Consider the following 17101-nt stretch of genomic DNA (forward strand, 5'->3'; position numbering starts at 1 on the left):
TTATGCCGAATAGCTGACTGCGGAGCGTCCGACTTTTTGAATAACTTGCAGCGTCGCATTCGCCCCGAAGCCGTGCAAGCGCAATGCGTTTCCAATAACAAGCACCGATGAGGCAGACATGGCAATCGCCGCTAACAAAGGCGTGGCGTGGCCCAGGATGGCGATCGGCACGGCGACGGCATTGTAGACGATCGCAATCGCGATGTTCTGGCGGATCAGGTGTCCCGCCTTGCGCGAGACGTCCAGCGCGAGAGGCACTGCCAGAAGGCTTTCGCGCAGGAATACGAAGTCGGCGGCATTGCGGCCAATGTCGGCGGCGGTGGCCGGAGCGATCGAGACATGCGCCGCGCTCAGCGCCGGCGTGTCGTTGAGGCCGTCGCCAACCATCAGAACCTTGTGTCCGTCTTTCGCCAGGGTCTCGATGCGCTCGACCTTGCCCGACGGCAGCAGGCACGGAACGAAGTCCTCGACACCCAGCATTCTTGCAACTTCACCGCAGGCACCTGCGGTATCGCCCGACAGCATTTGCATCGACACCCCAGTATCGTTCAATCGCTTGATCGCCGCCGCCGCGTCGGCGCGCAGCGCATCCTCGAAATCGAAGGTCGCGACAATGAACCCGTCTTTTGTCAGCACCGTTCCGCCATAGCCATGGTTGCCTTCACCACCGGTCCGGGCCTTCCATCCAGCCCATCCGCGTCGACCCAGCCGCCAGATGCTTCCGGCGACAGTGGCTTCGATCCCGAACCCCGGATGCTCTGTGACGGCATCGAATTTGTGTTGCCCGCCAGGAGCGGCAAAGCCGGTTATGGCCTTTGAAAACGGGTGACGCGAGTGCGCGGCCATGTCTGCCGCGATTGCCAGCATGGCCGGATCGATCGACGATGCATTGAGGAGCCGGGGTTGTCCGAGCGTGAGCGTTCCGGTCTTGTCGAACACTGCGTTATCAATCGTCGCCAGGCGCTCCATGGCCGAACCGTCCTTGACCATGATGCCGTTCTCGAACAGACGCCGCGCGGCGACCACCTGAACGATCGGTACGGCGAGGCCGAGCGCGCACGGGCAGGTGATGATCAGAACGGCAATGGCGATCGTCATCGCCCGGTGCCAGTCGCCCGTCGCCGCCATCCAACCCAGGAATGTCACGAAGGCGGTGAGATGAACCACGGGCGCGTAGAGTGCCGACACGCGATCAGCGATGCGGCGATAGTGCGCGCGACCGCCCTCTGCGGCTTCCATCAGCCGAACCATTTCGGCGAGGAACGAATCCTTCGCGGCGGCGGTCGCCTCGATCGTCAGCGGGCCGGTAAGATTGAGCACGCCGGCCTGCACGGCTTCGCCCGGCGCCACGTTTTTCGGCGCGCTTTCGCCTGAGGCCAGCGAGCAGTCGAGATCAGACGCTCCGTGGATGATCTTGCCGTCGACGGGGATCCTTTCACCGGCCGCGATCAGCAGCTGCATCCCCGGTTCGATCTCGCCAACCGGCAGATAGTCGCGCGCGCCATCGCCGCGCAGCACCATGGCGCCGCGTGCGGCCAGCTGCGACAGGCCTTTCACCGCGGTGCGGGCACGTTCGCGCATCACGTGATCCAGCGTCCTGCCGATCAAAAGGAAAAAAAGCAGCGAAACCGACGCGTCGAAATAGGCGTGGTCGCCATGGTTGATCGTCTCATAGAGGCTCATGGCGTAAGCGAGCGACACTCCGACCGCGATCGGCACGTCCATGTTCATGCGGCCGTGGCGCAGTGCATTCCAGGCCGAGCGGAAGAAGATGCCGCCGGCGAAGGCGAGCGCTGGGATGGCGATCAATGCGGAGACCCAGTGAAACAGGTCGCGGGTAGCCCCTTCGGCCCCGGACCAGACAGAGACCGAAAGCAGCATGATATTGCCCGCCGCGAACCCGGCAACCGCGACGGCGCGGATCAACTCCGAAAGCGTCCTGTCCTTTTCATCAATCTCGGGGGCGAAGAGATGCGCCTGGTAGCCGAGCCGTCCAAGCGCGGCGACGAACGGTGGAACCTCGTCGCCACGCCAGCGGACCGAGACCCGTTTCGTCGACAGGTTGACGCGGGCGCTCTCGACGCGATCGAGCGTTCCCAACGCCGTCTCGATCGTCTGGATACAAGCTGCGCAATGAACGCTCGGCACCGAAAGATCGGTTTGGCGGAGATCATCTCCAAGCGATCGGCTCGCCAGCCTGATCTCTTGACTAGACGGCAGGACCGACGTGGTGCTGCCCAGATCAAGCGCCATTTCGGCGCCCGGTGCACAACAACTCATTTCAGCGCTCCATGGGAAATCATGATCCTGCGGACTTCGCGGTAGGGCTCGGCCAGACCGGCGTCAGCGTCGACTTCGACGATCCAGACGCCATCCTTCGGCATGTGCTGGGCTGCGAATTCCTGGCCGGAGGCGAGGGCGAGGTTGACCGCCTTGTCCTCTTTCTCGTAGGCGGGATGGCGAAACAGCACCTTGACGCCATGCAAGGCAATCGGCTTGCCGACGGCGTCGGTAAGGCTATAGCGGACCTCGCCCCATGCGATGGTCAGCTTGCCGGTCCAGCCGAGCGCTGCCTGCGCCCGCCCCTCCTCGGCCTTCTTGTTGAACTGCTGGCTCGCCACATAGGTGTTTTCGACGACAAGGCCGGTCCAGCTCGTGTTGGCGAGCGTTGCCATCGTCAGATTGACCGCGATGACCACCCCGAAAAAGGCTAGGATGATGGCCAGCATGTGCCTGCCGGTGAATACGCGGGGTTTTTCAGCGTTAGCGGTCATCTGGCAGTCTCCGGCGCGTTGAAGGTGGCGGTGTATTCGTCCGCCTCGAAGCTCGCCTTGTCCTCGACACGGAACTTGAAGGTCTGCGCTGTGCCCTGGATTTGATCCGCCGGCTGGCGCACGAAGACCTTCAGCATTTTCAGGCGGTCGGGTTCGACCGGAATGGCAAAAGAACGGCCTTCCGGGATGTCGTCGCCGACCACGCTCATCTCGGCGCCCTGCAAGCCTTGAATCGCGACAACGATCGTCCTTGGCTCGGGGATCATGTTGAGCAGCTTGACGGTGTAGCCGTTGCGGATCGAGCCGTCGGACAGCGTGACAAATTGCGGATTGCGATCATGCAGCACGTTGACTTCGAGCCGATCGCGCGTCAGCAGCGAATAGAGCAGACCCAGGCCGATCAGCGACCAGATACCCATGTAGACGTAGGTGCGTGGCCGAAAGATCTTGCGGATATGGAAATGCGCCACCTTGTCGGAGAACAGGCCATCAGCGGTCCTGACCTGCGACGGGTTGACTGAACTGGAGCCGCCCGCGGTCGCCAGCATCATGTTGGCGTTGTAGTCGGACAGTGTCGCATAGGAGATCAGCCCGCGCTCCTTGCCGAGCTTGTCCATGACCCCGTCGCAGGCGTCTATGCACAGCGCGCAGGTGATGCATTCCATCTGCTGGCCATCGCGGATGTCGATCCCCATCGGGCAGACCGCGACGCAGGCATTGCAGTCGACGCAGTCACCGACCGGCAGCCCTGCGGCAAGGACCTTCTTGGCGTGGCGAGAACGCGGTTCGCCGCGCCAGTCATTGTAGGTGACGGTGAGAGAACTTTCGTCGAGCATCGCTGCCTGGATGCGCGGCCATGGGCACATGTAGGTGCAGACCTGCTCGCGCATCAGACCGCCGAACGTGTAGGTGGTAGCCGTCAGCACGGCGACAGTGATGTAGGCGACGGGTGGCGCGGTGCCGGTGAAGAGTTCGCCAACCAGCGTCGGCGCATCGGCAAAATAGAAAATCCAGGCGCCGCCGGTCGCCGCACCGATGACCAGCCAGACGGCGTGCTTCGATAAGCGCAGCATCAGCTTGCGGGCGGTCCAGGGGCCTGCATCGAGTTTCATGCGAGCGTTACGGTCGCCCTCTATCGCACGTTCGACGACGAGGAACAGATCGACCCACACCGTCTGAGGGCATGCATAGCCGCACCAGGCACGGCCGACAGTCGAGGTGATCAGGAAAAGACCGACGCCCGCCATGACCAGGAGGCCGGCCACATAGAAGAATTCCTGGGGCCATATCTCGATGAAGAAGAAGTAGAAGCGCCGGTTCGCGAGATCGAGCAGGACTGCCTGGTCCGGGGCAAATGGACCGCGAGCCCAAGGCAGCCACGCAGCCAGGTAATAGATGCCAAGTGTGATCGTCATCACCAGCCATTTGAAGCGACGAAAGTTGCCCGAGGCGCGCTTCGGAAAGATCTTTTGACGCGCGGCATAAAGCGGCTTGCGGGTTTTGGCGGAATTGACAGTTTCTGTTTCGAGCCCTGTCAACTGCGTCTTGTCACGCATGTGCAACTCCACTTTCCCAGCCAATGTCAGGGGCACCTGTCGTAAAGCCTCGCCGTAGGATAGCCTTGCCGGGTTGTGCAGATCGCATTAGGGATGGTGTCGAGGCCCGGCTCACGCCGGGCCTCGTCCGCTTGGCAGGGGGGACCGAAGAATAGGACCTTCCATTCCTATTCTCCGCCGCCAAGCGAATGGACATAAACTGCAAGTTCCTTGACCTTGATCTCGCCGAGACGGCCAACCCAGGCCGGCATGACGCCCTGTTTTGGCGCACGGACCTGTGCGGCGATGGCTGTCTCACCGGATCCATAGAGCCAGATCGCATCGGTCAGGTCGGGGGCGCCGAATTCCCTGTTGCCTTTTGCATTGTCGCCGTGACAGGCCACGCAATTCTCGGCAAAGACCTTGGCGCCGGGTTGGATCAGACTTGCATCGCGGACCTTGCCGGAAAGGCTGGCCACGTAGGCGCTGACTTGTGCGATCTGGTCGGCGGTAATGATGTCGCCGAAGGCCGGCATTTCCGACAGGCGCGTGTCCGGATCGGATGCGAAGCGGATGCCGTGCGTAATCGTCTGCTGGATCTGCTCGGCCTTGCCGCCCCACAGCCAGTCGTCGTCGTTGAGATTGGGAAAGCCCTTGGAACCCTGGGCGCCGGAGCCATGACATTGTACGCAATTGACCTTGAAAGCGGCGCCACCGGCGGCGATTGCGAATTCGCGCAGGCCGTCGTCCGCGGCGATTTCCGAGACGCTCTTGGACTCCACCGCCGAGATATATTTGCCCTTGGCGGCCTCAGCCGCGGTCAGCTCGTTCCTGACCTCGTTGCGGCTGGAATAGCCGAGCACACCCGTTGTCGCCGAGTGCAACAGAGGCCATGCTGGATAGGCAATGGTGTAGCCTATCGCCCAGACAATGGTGACGTAAAAAGTGATAACCCACCATCTGGGAAGCGGGTTGTTCAGCTCCCGGATACCATCCCATTCGTGGCCGGTGGTCGAGACGCCAGAGATTTCATCGATATGCTCGTCGCTCATGATCACTCGTCCTCGAGCGGAATGCGGGCCGCTTCGTCGGCCAGCCTTCGGCTGCCGGGGCGTAGGGCAAAGGCGATGCACCCCACGAAGAACAGCGCCATCGCAACCAGGCCCCAGCTGTCGGCAAACGCCCGCATCAAATTGTAGGTCATCAGCGTTCTCCTCAGCGGTAGCCGGCGGCTTCGTCGTAATTTTTGAAGTCGACCAGTGTGCCAAGCATCTGCAGGTAGGCGAGCAGGGCATCCATTTCGGTGACCTGTTGCGGGTTGCCGTCGAAGTCGCCGATCTTGGCTTTTGGGTAACGCGCCTCAAGGCCTGATGTGTCGGCATTGGGATCGGCCTGCGCCGCCAGATCCGCATTGGCGTGGGCGATCATGTCATCGGTGTAAGGGACGGCTACAAGCCTGTTGGCGACCAGATGCGTCGAGAAATCCTTCACGTCGATCGGCGTGTCTTTCAGGAACCCATAGCTCGGCATGATCGATTCCGGCACCACCGAGCGCGGGTCGGTAAGATGCGCGACATGCCATGCATTCGAGTAGCGGTCGCCAACTCTGGCGAGATCCGGCCCGGTGCGCTTCGATCCCCACTGGAAGGGGTGATCGTACATGGACTCGGCAGCCAGGCTGTAGTGGCCATAGCGCTCAACTTCGTCGCGGAACGGCCTGATCATCTGGCTATGACAGAGGTAGCAGCCCTCGCGCATATAGATGTTGCGCCCGACAAGTTCGAGCGGCGAATAGGGGCGCATGCCTTCCACCTTCTCGATCGTGTTGTCGAGATAGAAGAGAGGCGCGATCTCGACGATGCCGCCGACCGTCACCACGAGCAGCGAGCCAACGAGAAGAAGCGTGGCGTTCTTCTCGATGATTGCGTGTTTGTCCATCAAGCCCATTACCTGGCTCCTGATCGCGCAGGTCGGATGGCGACGGGGCTCGGCATCGGCTCCTCCTCGCGCTGGTGGCCGAGGATGGTCCTGGTGATGTTCCAGGCCATGATCAGGGCGCCGGAGAGGTACATGGCGCCGCCGATGGCGCGCAGGACATAGTAGGGGTGCATGGCGGCGACGGTTTCGGCGAAGGAGTAGACCAGGAAGCCCTGCTCGCCATATTCGCGCCACATCAGGCCCTGCATGATGCCGGACACCCACATCACCGCGGCGTAGACGACGATCCCGAGTGTCGCCAGCCAGAAGTGCCAGGTGACGAGCCTCAGCGAGTAGAGCCGTTGACGGTTCCAGAGCTTCGGGACCATGTAGTAGATCGCGCCGAACGAGATCATGCCGACCCAGCCGAGCGCACCCGAATGGACGTGCCCGATGGTCCAGTCGGTATAATGCGACAGCGAATTGACCGCCCGGATCGCCATGATGGGGCCTTCGAAGGTCGACATGCCATAGAAGGCGACGGCCATCACCATCATGCGGATGATCGGATCGGTGCGCAGCTTGTCCCAGGCGCCGGACAGCGTCATCAGGCCGTTGATCATGCCGCCCCAGGACGGCATCCACAGCATGATCGAGAACACCATGCCGAGCGTCTGCGCCCAATCGGGCAAGGCGGTGTAGTGCAGGTGATGCGGCCCGGCCCAGATGTAGAGAAAGATGATAGCCCAGAAATGGACGATCGACAGCCGGTACGAATAGACTGGCCGGTTCGCCTGCTTGGGCACGAAATAATACATCATGCCGAGGAAGCCGGCGGTGAGAAAGAAGCCGACCGCGTTGTGGCCGTACCACCATTGCGTCAAGGCGTCCTGGACCCCTGAAAAGGCGGAGTAGCTCTTGGAGCCCGGGAACGAGACTGGTATGGACAGGTTGTTGACCACATGCAGCATCGCGATGGTCACGATGAACGACAGGTAGAACCAGTTGGCCACGTAGATATGCGGTTCCTTGCGCTTCAGGATCGTGCCAAGGAACAGAATGAGGTAGGCGACCCAGACGATGGTCAGCCAGACATCCACATACCATTCGGGTTCGGCGTACTCGCGGCCCTCGGTGATGCCGAGCAGGTAGCCGGTCGCGGCCATGACGATGAACAGCTGGTAGCCCCAGAAGACGAACCAGGCGAGATCACGGCCGAAGAGGCGCGCGCGGCAGGTGCGCTGCACGACATACAGAGACGTGCAAAGCAGCGCGTTGCCGCCGAAGGCGAAAACGACACCGGATGTGTGCAACGGCCGCAAACGACCGAAATTGAACCAGGGCTGGATGTTGAGATCGGGGTAGGCGAGCTGCAGCGCGATCACCACGCCGACCAGCATGCCGACGACACCCCAGAACACGGTGGCGATCGCGCCGTAGCGGATCGGACCATCCATGTAAGCGGATGGGTCAATCGGAGCTGCTGGCCTGAACTCCGTGTTGCGCAACAGGATCGCAGTGAAACCAGCCACTGCGAAGAACAACACCCACATGTGTCGGCGGAAAGGTTCATCCACGCCGAAGCCGGCGGCCACCAGGGCCGCAAAAGCGAACACGCTTAGAAGGACGATCTCTGTGCCGAATTTCATTGCAGATCCCGATCTCGAATCTGGTGGATGCCAAATCCGCAGCGCACTAATCGCGCAGCCGCCGCCCCCTCGCCCTGATCTATGTCAGGCCGCACGATTTTGTGCGGCGCAATCAGCAGGTGGCGAATGAACGAGGAACGCAGCGCGGGCTCACTCCCTCATGGAAGGCGTTCCCTGGGTTGGGCGGGCGCAGACGCGATCGCTGAGGCGAAAGCTGAGGCTCTGCGCGCGTTGGATGCTATTGCCGATGCCCTGCCAAACGTTGTTCGGATCCCATTGGAAACGAACGCGATCGTTCCGCCGAGCCGTGGCAGATTAAGGACCATGCTTCGCCGGTATGTGCCGAAACACACCTGGCGATTGGTCACGTTCCTATCAAAGCCCGAAAGCTGTTTGTCTCGACAACCGTGACGCCGCTTCGTCGAAGGCGCGGCGACATCGCATTAAAAGGCAAACACGGCCCGCCCCGGAGTCATGCGACATGGCCTCGCCGCTTAGGGCCGCTCGCGTCCGCCGCCACAGCGCTTCTCCAGACGGCTTATGCTGTCCACCGTCACATGGCGTGCGTTCTCAATCCGAATCACCCCGTCAGCCCGCAATCGCGTCAGTTGGCGGCTCACGGTCTCGCTGGTGATTCCAAGGAAATCAGACATTTCGGCACGCGTCAGCGGCAGATCGAAGGAGGCCGACCCGGAAGCCGCATCGAGACTGGAATCGATATTCCGGGCCATCATGAGGAGAAAAGTCGCCACCTTTTCCGGAGCTGTCTTGCGCCCCAGCGTCACCATCCACTCGCGCGCCTCATCGAGTTCATTCAGCGTCTGTTTGAGCAGGCGATGCTCGAATTCCCGTGACGCCTTCATCATCCGTTCGACGGCCGCTCGCGGAAACGAACACAGCGTGACTGCTGTTGCCGCTTCCGCATTGATCGAGCTTTCCTCCTTGAAAGGACGTCCCAGAAAATCCGGTGCAAACTGGAGACCGACGATCTGCTGGCGCCCATCCGACAGGCTCTTTGATAGCTTTACCACGCCTGAAAGCACGTTGGAGTAGCTGTCGACGTTCTGTGCCTCGCCGGTCAACTCCATTCCTGACTCGATCCGGCGACGCGAGCAAGTCTTGGCGAGCCCAACCAAATTGTCTGGATCGAGCGCACCGCAGACACCGCGACGCCGTGCCTCGCAAGGGAAGCAAAGAACAGGAATGCCGGAACTATGAATGTCTTGCCGAAAGGTCATGCGTTCGCCTTACCCGATCCTAACTGCCGGCAGGATACCCATCCAGGGTAGAGAAATCCTGCGGCGGTTTGTCCATGAGCGCGGCTGATCGAGATCAGGGTCTGCTTCAGCGATGCGTGCAGTGTTCCGGCGGGCAACACGGTGAACGCGAGATGCAATCGGAAATAGCTGTCAAACTCAGCGAGAACGTCCCACGCTACACCAGCTATCCGACGGCGCCGCATTTCCATTCGGGGATCGATGCTGCCATTTACCGTGGCTGGTTGGAGACGCTGGAAAGCGGCGACGAAATCTCGCTGTACCTGCACATTCCTTACTGCGACAAGCTCTGCTGGTTCTGCGCCTGCCACACCAAGCAGACGCACCAATATGAGCCGGTGGCCGCTTATCTGCGCTCGCTGAATGCCGAAATCGTCACGATTGCCGGTCTGGTGAGCGGCAAGGCACATGTCCGTGCAATCCACTTCGGTGGCGGTTCGCCAACTATTCTGAGGCCCGATGATATGGTTGCTCTTGGAGCGGCCTTGCGGGACAGCTTCGACCTTCTCCCGGATGCTACGGTCAGCATCGAAATCGAAACCAACGACATGGACAAGGCGCGCCTTGATGCACTTGCTCAAATCGGCGTAACGCGGGCGAGCCTCGGCGTGCAGGATTTCGATCCGCAAGTGCAAAAAGCAATTAATCGTGAGCAGAGTTTTTTGCAGACCAAGGCAGTCGTCGACGGGGTTCGTTCGCGGGGCGTCGAATCGGTCAATCTGGACCTGCTCTACGGGCTCCCGAATCAGACACGCGAGACGATCTGTTCCACGGTGGCGCAGGCACTGACCTTGGAGCCAGACCGGATGGCCCTGTTCGGCTACGCACATGTGCCCTGGTTCAAGAAGCATCAGACGATGATCGACGAGGCATGGCTGCCGAGTCCCACTGAGCGTTTCGCCCAATCTCAACTCGCGGCGCGGGCAATTGTCGCCAAGGGATATGAGGCAATAGGACTCGATCATTTCGCGAAGCCCGACGATGCGCTGGCCATAGCGGCCCGCGCAGGGGTTTTGCATCGCAATTTTCAGGGCTACACTGAGGATCGCTGCCCGACACTGATCGGACTTGGCCCTTCGTCCATCGGTCGTTTTCGCCAAGGCTACGTGCAGAACATGGCTTCGACTGCCGGGTACGGGCGCATGGTTGCGGATGGCGGGTTGGCTGCCGTCCGCGGCGTTGCCCTTTCCGACGACGATCGCGTCCGTGGCTGGATCATCGAGCGGCTGATGTGTGATTTTGCCTTCTCGGCAGTCGACCTGGTGGAGCGGTTCGGCAAAGCCGGCGAGCAGCTCCTTCATCGCTCGAGGTCCATCGCACTCCACGATCCTGCCCGAGCGCTTGAATTCGATGGTGACAGTTTCCTCGTACGGACTGAAAGTCGCCCCTTCATTCGAACCATCGCGGCCAAGTTCGATACATATTTCAAAGGGGGAACGGCGAGGCACTCGGTGGCGGTCTGAGCAAAGCACAGTGCGCTCGCCGTTTGGTCGATCGGCGAACCAGCTGCGTTCGTTTTGACCGCTCATAGGCGACTACCGCATCAAATCGTCGACCGTGAACAATCCGAGCCCTAAGCGGCGACCGGCTTCGGCCGGATTTGAAGCAGGGCAATCAAGAGCGACAAAAACCCCTTCAGCCACCTGAGCAGGAGGGAGAAGTTGTAGCCGGCGGCGGCCAGGATGGCGTTGAGGGTGTCGCCCTGCTGGCCGGCGAGGTAGTTGCGGCCCATTCTGTGTTCGCTCTTGATGTGGCCGATGACGGGCTCGACCGCCGACCGCCGTCGCATCTGGCGCTTGATGGCTGGGGTGACGCGGCGTTTCTGGCCCGCGGTGAAGACCCTGAGCTTGTGGCTCTGCGGTGCGTTGTGGCCGCGATAGCCGGCGTCGGCGAGGATGCGGCCGATCTCGTTGCCGATGGTCTTTTCCATGTCGGGGATGACGCTTGCCAGCGTGTGGCCGTCATAGGGATTGCCGGGCAGTGCTTTTGCATGCAGGGCGAACTGGCCGCCCCTGGAGCGCTTCAGCGTGGTGGCCACCGACACCTTCACCCCGAACTCGTAGGGCGCATGCGCCTTGCCCTTGCCGATGCATTCCACCTCGTGTGCGTGCAGGCTGTAGATCTTGCGGCCGCGCTGGCGCTGGCGTTGCTCGAGAACGGTGGCGGCCTGGTAGAGCGGCCATTTGAACAGCGCGTCCAGCCCCTGATCGCCGGCGATCTGGCGACCAATGTCGCGAATGGTCCGGCCGAGATAGGTCTTGAGCTTGCGTAGCGCCTTGTTGGCCCGCTTGAACTGCTTGGCGTGGGCATAGCGCTGGTGGCTGATCAGCGCCAGCTTGCCGACCCGCACATAACTCTGGCGCAAATGGAGACCCGTCCTCTTGGCCAGCCGCACCAGCCGTTCGCGTGCCCGATGGATGAGCTTGGCGTCGGTCGGGAACATGACGTTCTTCGGCTGCACGGTGGTGTCGACGATCACCTGGCGCGTGTCGGCCGGTTTCATCGCCCCGGTCTTGACCGCGAGGCTGAGGCTCTCCTGCAACAGCACCATAATCCGCTCCTCGCCCATACGGCTGCGCCAACGCGTCATCGAGGAGCGGTCGAACGGCAGCGTATGGCAAAAGAACGTCTCGCCGGTGAGATACTGGAAATAAGGGTTCTCCACCCAGCGCTCGCACAGCACCTCATCCGACAGGTTGAAGGTGTGCTTGAGGATCGCCAGCCCCGCCATCAGCCGGGTCGGCAGCGGCGGCATGCCGGGGCCGTCCGAATAGACGGCGCCGAAACGCTCCTCCAGCACCGGCCAGTCGATCGCCTGCGCCAGCCGCACCAGCTCGTGCTTCATGTTGATGATTTGGTCGAGCCGGGAGCGGAACAGGTCCTGCTCTCCCGTCTCGCGCTTCTCGCGTGGCCTGGACATTCGCTGTCCCCTCGATTCGCCGCCGCCGAACCGAGTGAATCACGCTCCGCGCCACAAGGGAATCGCAAAACCGAATTGCAGGAAAACAGCGTCCAAATACCGCTAATCCTGCAATTCCAAAGCCGCTATCCGCCTCAATCAACAGGCCAGATCAATGGCTTGCGGATAGTTCACGGCCGACTCACTATTTCTATGCTGAACAGTCTCGCCTGAGTATATGTTTTAGCTAGTCGCTAATTAGACGGAATTCTGCCAGTCTGCATTCCCCCCTGATCTGATGTAGAGCAGCTTCCAAGTGGGAATTAGCCCCCCATCGACCGGATCGGGCGACACGAACATGCGCTGAAGGCTTGGCGGAACGGCTACTGGGACCATGATGCTACTCGAATGCAAGATAGTGTCAGAACGTCCCGGGAAGGCTGCAGGCAGGGGATGTCAGGTCAATCAGCCTATAGATATGATACCGCCCATTCGCTGAGACTTCACGATGGGCATAGGAGGTGGGAATTCTTGCCTTGAGATGGACGCGGCTGTCGGAGCAGGCGAGCACGGCAGCAGCGATGGCCTGAACCTTCGGGCCGCTGACAAAAACGTTCACCACCGCACGCGAGCCGAACCCGTCGAGATACGTCTCGAAAGCATCGAGGTGGGCCATCAGCCCGAAAGCCTGGATGTCGCGAACTTCGCCATCTTCGAGCCGGTGGGTTTCACGTACCTTGGCCACCTGTTGATCGAGCAAAGCATCGATATGCGCATTCTTGTCGCTTCTTGGGACGAGGAGCGAGATCCGTTCCGGACTGACGATATCGATCAATCCGTAGAATACGTCGGCATCTCCTCCGATCCCCACGAGCAGGACTTTCTCTTCGCCCATTCCTCCGCTGCCTTGAAGATGAGGGACGGTGACGTATCGGTCCAAGCCGCTGGAAAAATCCTCTTTGCCGATCGCGTTCCCGTAGATACCTTCGGCGTACCCGAATTCGAGAGACTGAATCGACATTTTCTTGAATGCCACCGCAATCAGCCATTGGATGTAGATTCGCGGCATCGTCGAGCACTCGACGAAAACCTTCCGCAGGCTTCCTTCGTATGAGCCACATGAAGCGGCCATCTGAGTGAGCAGGTGATCGAGGAGATTGATGTTCTTCTGATACTCGATGGAAGGCTCGAGGGTGATCACAGTCACTTCGACGCCCCATCGGGTACCCATAGCGATGAGCTTTCGCCGGTTTTCTTCGACGGCTGGGACGTTCGCTTCCTTCAGAGCAAAGTCCAGAACCACGATCTTGCCGACCTTCAGGTCAAGATGGTTTTCGAACGCGGCGAAACGCGTTTCCCATCCAAGCGCGACGATCGCGATATCTGCCTCCATCGTTTCGCAGGTACCTGCATCTCTCGCCTTCTCGGTGACGGCCAGATGGCCGAAGACTCGATACTCGACAGTTGAAGCGGTCATTCGAGATCGCTCTCGAAAAGCGAGTGCTGGAATTCGGTCTTGAGTGCGGGCCGCGCGACGAGCTCCTTAAACACCGAGTCGGCCCAGTCTTCTGGGAGCCGATGCCTGGTAAAAAGCAGGTCGACCATCCGCGCCGCAGGGATTGTGTTGATTTCGTACGGGCCGCGATAGGAGAACCCGAAGTAAGGTGCAAATCGCCGATGCAATCTGATCATCATCTCCTTCGATGCGGGGTCGGCGCGGTCCACCTCAAAGTTGCCGGCGGCGGAGACCTCCCGGATAAACCCATCCCTTTCCGCCCGACGCAGGACCTCGTCCAGTTTTCCGCTGGGTTGCTCCAGTCGGTTCACCAGCGAGCGCATTTCCTTTAGATCAACCCTGAAAATGCCTCTCTCTGTCGTTCCTAGAGCATTTTCTTCGGCAAACTCTGTCTGGAGGCGAGCGGTCAGGTAACCCAACGCCCGCACCATGCGCACGCTCTCTTCTTCGTACGGATGTGAAAGCGCCTGAAGTCCATCAAGCTTCCGTTGAGAGGCGGCGTTCACAGCCTGTCTCTGCTGTTCGAGATGAATCTGTAAATCCGAGTTGATGAATTCCACCAGTTTTCGTGGATCACTGGAACTCGGAACACTGCGGCGGAAGATCTCTCCCATTATATCAAGGAAATCGCGTATACAGACGTCGCTCAATGATGTGATGATCTGGTGCCCTACGTACGGGTAGTCATGCAGACGCAGCATCTGGCACGCTTTCAGAAAAGCCCATCCCTGTTTCCGGGCGATCGACCTCTTCAGATTTGAAGCATCCGCCTTGCTCATGGGCCGGCGCTTAATTTCCGGGTTCATGAGCGCGAGCGCCAGCCCTTCGGCATAAGGGCGCGCTTTTCGATCAAGAAGGAATTGCTGCTGATCCGCCGTCCTCAAATTCACGGAGAGGAATTCACGTGCTGCATCAGCAAGTGCCACAAGCTCTTCTCTGCCCTCGGAATGACCCGATATGATAACCCGCTCGATGATGTCATTGACGGAAAGCCGCCCCAGCCGGTTTTTGAGCGAAAACGCGCTGAGCGCATCGTTGCGCTCGAGATCACTCCGCAGATGGTCAGGAAGCGCATAGTACAGCCGAAGCGACGACACGTTCTCGCACAGCGTGGCGAACTCCCTCGGATCGACTGAATCAAGATTCTCGACGTCCCGGTCAGCATTCGAGAGCGACTGGCCGGGTATGATCGTCCGGATCGTGTCGTAGAGGCCGCCGATGTAGGCGAGGACCCATTTCACGTTGCCGCGCGTCTTTCTCACCAAGGTGTTCAGGAACTGCTGTTGGAGCGGTGTCAGTGCTTCACAGTCGTCAATCAGTATCTTGAAGAAGGGCGCCCTGTCACCGGCGAAAGATGGGCCATTTAAAAGTGGAGTGATCGCGGTCGCGACCTTGTTAATGATCGCGCCAGGGTCTGTTGCTCTGAAGCCGGTCGCTCCGGCATCGGCGGCAAAGAAGAACGCGTTGAAGCATTCGTCGACGTACCGGGTTATCCCACCCCGCAGCTCATCGATGCTGAAGAAGTCGAGACGGGCAGGTTGGGGTATGAAGTGCAGCACTTCGCGATGCAGTGCCAGGGCGACGTCCCTATCTTCGGAGGCCCGGTATTTCAAGTGGCCGTCGCGTCTGAGCTGGCCGATGCTCTCGAGCAGGCGTTCGACTATCTTCAGCTCCAGATAGTGAGAGAAGATTACGAATTGCCGCGGGATCACGGCGGCCGTGTCGAAGCGTATCCGCTCCGGAATGAGGTTCAGAACGGCGTTGTCGATTAGGGGCGAGAATGTCTCATTGAGCTGGAAGAAGACGCCATACCAAGCGAGCTTGCCGACTTGGTCCGAGAGACTTTTGTCTTCAAGAATATGGACTGTGGAAAGCGAGCGAAGAATGCTGGTCTTGCCGCTGCCTCTCGTCCCTGCGACGAAGACCGGCTTGGCGGCGGCAGAAATCAACGCCGACTTCTGACTGAACCACAGTATCGGGCGGCTTTCGTACTCGATCCTGTTGGGGCCGAACGGATTCTCCATCGCTATTCGTCCCTTACCTTAATGCGCCAAGCCGAGTTTGCCTTGGTGAGGCCGTCTATCTCGATGAAGCGCGCCGCTTGGAGCATCAGAAGAGAGTCTTCCAGATCTAGCCCGAGCTCGGCGGAGGCAGCAATCTCAGTGATCTCGTCCCAGAAGAGTAACCCATTCCCGCGCCTGGTGGCATGGTCGCGCAGTCGGCGCAGCAGGTCAAACGTGTCGTTGTTCAGAAAGGCCTTGCCGTTGGACATGGTCGAAATAAAGCAATGTTCGCCTTCCATGACCGTCCCGTCGGCGACATTGGTGCGGTAGGGTATAAGTCGGATGCCGACGAGCTCTCCCTGATCGGTCGTGAAGAAGACGAGCTCATTGAAACCTGACTGTATCTCTGGTGCTGAGATGCAGATCAATTTGCCGTCCGGAAACCTTGGATCGTTGACGATCTCGACCGGATCAGCATGTATGTGTCCATGCAGGTAGACGATAGGCTTGTTGCCCTGCAGCAGCTGAGTTCTGACAAATCCGCTGTTGAGCATCTCCGCGTATGGCGTAATGCGCGGAGTCTTTTGTGGCAGCAGATTGTGATGGCCGATTATGATGCCGTAACGCATGTCGGGCTGCTGGAGCAATTCCTGTAGGCCTGCAAGCATCTCACGCGAGATGTATGGCGTGTCCATCTGACCGTAATACTCGTCGTCGGACGCCTCCTTGTCTGGATCGCTGGGAGGTGTCGCGGGCGAATGTCCCGAGATGTCCGGCGAGCCGAGATCTAGAGGCTCTGTAGAAGGACTGAGTGCCTCGAGACGATCACGAAGGAACGCGGGAAGGTTTTGAAGCTCCCAACTGCCTATCGCTGTGTTGACGAGGATGAAGTTTGCGCCTGCGGATCCTGTCGGAAGTCTGAAGTGCACGGGTTGGTCCACGGGAACGGTCTGCCAACCCAAGCGGGCGGCTAAACTCGCCATTTCGCTGAATTTCTCAGTCGGTCCAAGTTCGCGCGCGTCATCACGGTTCACATCGTGATTTCCCGGTACGAATATCAACGGAAGCGCCTTTGAACTGCGTCCCTGTGCGCGGCAGAGCAACGTGAAATGCTGGAATGCCGAAGCAATGAAGGTCTTGTCGCCACGGCTCGTGAAATCCCCCATGAAGGCGATCGAATCCAAGGGCTTCGAAGTCGTCAGCCGCCGAAGTTTCGTCAAGACGGCACGCAGCGAAGACGCGCGTAGCTTCTGCGTTATTTTCGGAGCGAACTTGCTATCCTTGGCATCGATGTTGCTAGAGGAAGGATGCCAGTCCGGATAGTGAATATCGCCTACTTGAAGGATTCGCACCCGCCGCATAACTCGCCCCCCTGCCGAGAGCCATAGACTAATCCGTTCGCTTTTGCCAAGCGCGAACGATCATCCGCAGTGTCCTTAACGAGGTAGCCTGCACTTTTCGAGAATTGCCACGGCGGCTATTTTTCGGCTGTGAAGCACACGAGACCCGTGACGTGAGACCCAGTTGCTCA

General features: G+C 60.0%; 13 protein-coding genes. 1 reads left to right on the forward strand and 12 read right to left on the reverse strand.

Annotated features, from left to right (window positions below):
• The 8 genes from EN990_RS14290 to EN990_RS14325 form a co-directional block, all read right to left on the reverse strand.
• Entirely contained in the window at positions 1-2280 is a 2280-nt protein-coding gene (locus EN990_RS14290; RefSeq protein ID WP_063169220.1) for a cation-translocating P-type ATPase, read from the reverse strand.
• Positions 2277-2774 (reverse strand): FixH family protein, encoded by a 498-nt coding sequence (locus EN990_RS14295; RefSeq protein WP_063169221.1) that lies wholly within the window; start codon positions 2772-2774, stop codon positions 2277-2279. The genes EN990_RS14290 and EN990_RS14295 overlap by 4 nt, the downstream gene beginning before the upstream one ends.
• Positions 2771-4330: a cytochrome c oxidase accessory protein CcoG gene (gene ccoG / locus EN990_RS14300; protein ID WP_063169222.1), complete on the reverse strand. Its 1560-nt coding sequence runs from the start codon at positions 4328-4330 to the stop codon at positions 2771-2773. The genes EN990_RS14295 and ccoG overlap by 4 nt, the downstream gene beginning before the upstream one ends.
• Before the next feature lie 167 nt (positions 4331-4497).
• On the reverse strand, positions 4498-5361 hold the full coding sequence (gene ccoP / locus EN990_RS14305) for a cytochrome-c oxidase, cbb3-type subunit III (RefSeq protein ID WP_063169223.1): 864 nt from the start codon (positions 5359-5361) through the stop codon (positions 4498-4500).
• A 2-nt stretch (positions 5362-5363) separates the two neighbouring features.
• Positions 5364-5513, reverse strand: a complete 150-nt coding sequence (locus EN990_RS14310; RefSeq protein ID WP_024502864.1) for a cbb3-type cytochrome c oxidase subunit 3 — start codon at positions 5511-5513, stop codon at positions 5364-5366.
• 11 nt (positions 5514-5524) lie between these two features.
• A complete protein-coding gene (gene ccoO, locus EN990_RS14315; protein ID WP_063169224.1) occupies positions 5525-6256 on the reverse strand; it encodes a cytochrome-c oxidase, cbb3-type subunit II in 732 nt (243 codons plus the stop codon).
• Entirely contained in the window at positions 6256-7875 is a 1620-nt protein-coding gene (ccoN, locus tag EN990_RS14320; RefSeq protein ID WP_063169225.1) for a cytochrome-c oxidase, cbb3-type subunit I, read from the reverse strand. Before ccoN ends, ccoO begins: the two co-directional genes overlap by 1 nt.
• A gap of 494 nt (positions 7876-8369) precedes the next feature.
• A complete protein-coding gene (locus tag EN990_RS14325; protein WP_024502861.1) occupies positions 8370-9113 on the reverse strand; it encodes a Crp/Fnr family transcriptional regulator in 744 nt (247 codons plus the stop codon).
• A 152-nt stretch (positions 9114-9265) separates the two neighbouring features.
• Between EN990_RS14325 and hemN the strand changes: the two genes are divergently transcribed.
• The gene (gene hemN, locus EN990_RS14330) at positions 9266-10615 is read left to right on the forward strand and encodes an oxygen-independent coproporphyrinogen III oxidase (protein WP_063169226.1); all 1350 of its coding nucleotides are present in this window, start codon (positions 9266-9268) and stop codon (positions 10613-10615) included.
• Positions 10616-10725: 110 nt separating this feature from the next.
• Here the strand turns inward: hemN and EN990_RS14335 are convergent, their stop codons facing one another.
• The 4 genes from EN990_RS14335 to EN990_RS14350 form a co-directional block, all read right to left on the reverse strand.
• A complete protein-coding gene (locus tag EN990_RS14335; RefSeq protein WP_063169227.1) occupies positions 10726-12072 on the reverse strand; it encodes an IS5 family transposase in 1347 nt (448 codons plus the stop codon).
• Positions 12073-12472: 400 nt separating this feature from the next.
• On the reverse strand, positions 12473-13528 hold the full coding sequence (locus EN990_RS14340) for a hypothetical protein (protein ID WP_063169411.1): 1056 nt from the start codon (positions 13526-13528) through the stop codon (positions 12473-12475).
• Positions 13525-15591: a hypothetical protein gene (locus EN990_RS14345; RefSeq protein ID WP_063169412.1), complete on the reverse strand. Its 2067-nt coding sequence runs from the start codon at positions 15589-15591 to the stop codon at positions 13525-13527. Before EN990_RS14345 ends, EN990_RS14340 begins: the two co-directional genes overlap by 4 nt.
• Positions 15592-15593: 2 nt before the next feature.
• Positions 15594-16931: a metallophosphoesterase gene (locus tag EN990_RS14350; RefSeq protein ID WP_063169413.1), complete on the reverse strand. Its 1338-nt coding sequence runs from the start codon at positions 16929-16931 to the stop codon at positions 15594-15596.
• Positions 16932-17101: the final 170 nt, after the last annotated feature.

The sequence above is a fragment of the Mesorhizobium sp. M7A.F.Ca.US.005.03.1.1 genome (assembly GCF_003997975.1).
Classification (GTDB): Bacteria; Pseudomonadota; Alphaproteobacteria; order Rhizobiales; family Rhizobiaceae; genus Mesorhizobium; species Mesorhizobium ciceri.

Coding starts and splice junctions, on each gene's coding strand:
- EN990_RS14290 (WP_063169220.1), bottom strand. CDS start 2,280: ATGAGTTGTTGTGCACCGGGCGCCGAAATGGCGCTTGATCTGGGCAGC.
- EN990_RS14295 (WP_063169221.1), bottom strand. CDS start 2,774: ATGACCGCTAACGCTGAAAAACCCCGCGTATTCACCGGCAGGCACATG.
- ccoG (WP_063169222.1), bottom strand. CDS start 4,330: ATGCGTGACAAGACGCAGTTGACAGGGCTCGAAACAGAAACTGTCAAT.
- ccoP (WP_063169223.1), bottom strand. CDS start 5,361: ATGAGCGACGAGCATATCGATGAAATCTCTGGCGTCTCGACCACCGGC.
- EN990_RS14310 (WP_024502864.1), bottom strand. CDS start 5,513: ATGACCTACAATTTGATGCGGGCGTTTGCCGACAGCTGGGGCCTGGTT.
- ccoO (WP_063169224.1), bottom strand. CDS start 6,256: ATGGGCTTGATGGACAAACACGCAATCATCGAGAAGAACGCCACGCTT.
- ccoN (WP_063169225.1), bottom strand. CDS start 7,875: ATGAAATTCGGCACAGAGATCGTCCTTCTAAGCGTGTTCGCTTTTGCG.
- EN990_RS14325 (WP_024502861.1), bottom strand. CDS start 9,113: ATGACCTTTCGGCAAGACATTCATAGTTCCGGCATTCCTGTTCTTTGC.
- hemN (WP_063169226.1), top strand. CDS start 9,266: ATGCAATCGGAAATAGCTGTCAAACTCAGCGAGAACGTCCCACGCTAC.
- EN990_RS14335 (WP_063169227.1), bottom strand. CDS start 12,072: ATGTCCAGGCCACGCGAGAAGCGCGAGACGGGAGAGCAGGACCTGTTC.
- EN990_RS14340 (WP_063169411.1), bottom strand. CDS start 13,528: ATGACCGCTTCAACTGTCGAGTATCGAGTCTTCGGCCATCTGGCCGTC.
- EN990_RS14345 (WP_063169412.1), bottom strand. CDS start 15,591: ATGGAGAATCCGTTCGGCCCCAACAGGATCGAGTACGAAAGCCGCCCG.
- EN990_RS14350 (WP_063169413.1), bottom strand. CDS start 16,931: ATGCGGCGGGTGCGAATCCTTCAAGTAGGCGATATTCACTATCCGGAC.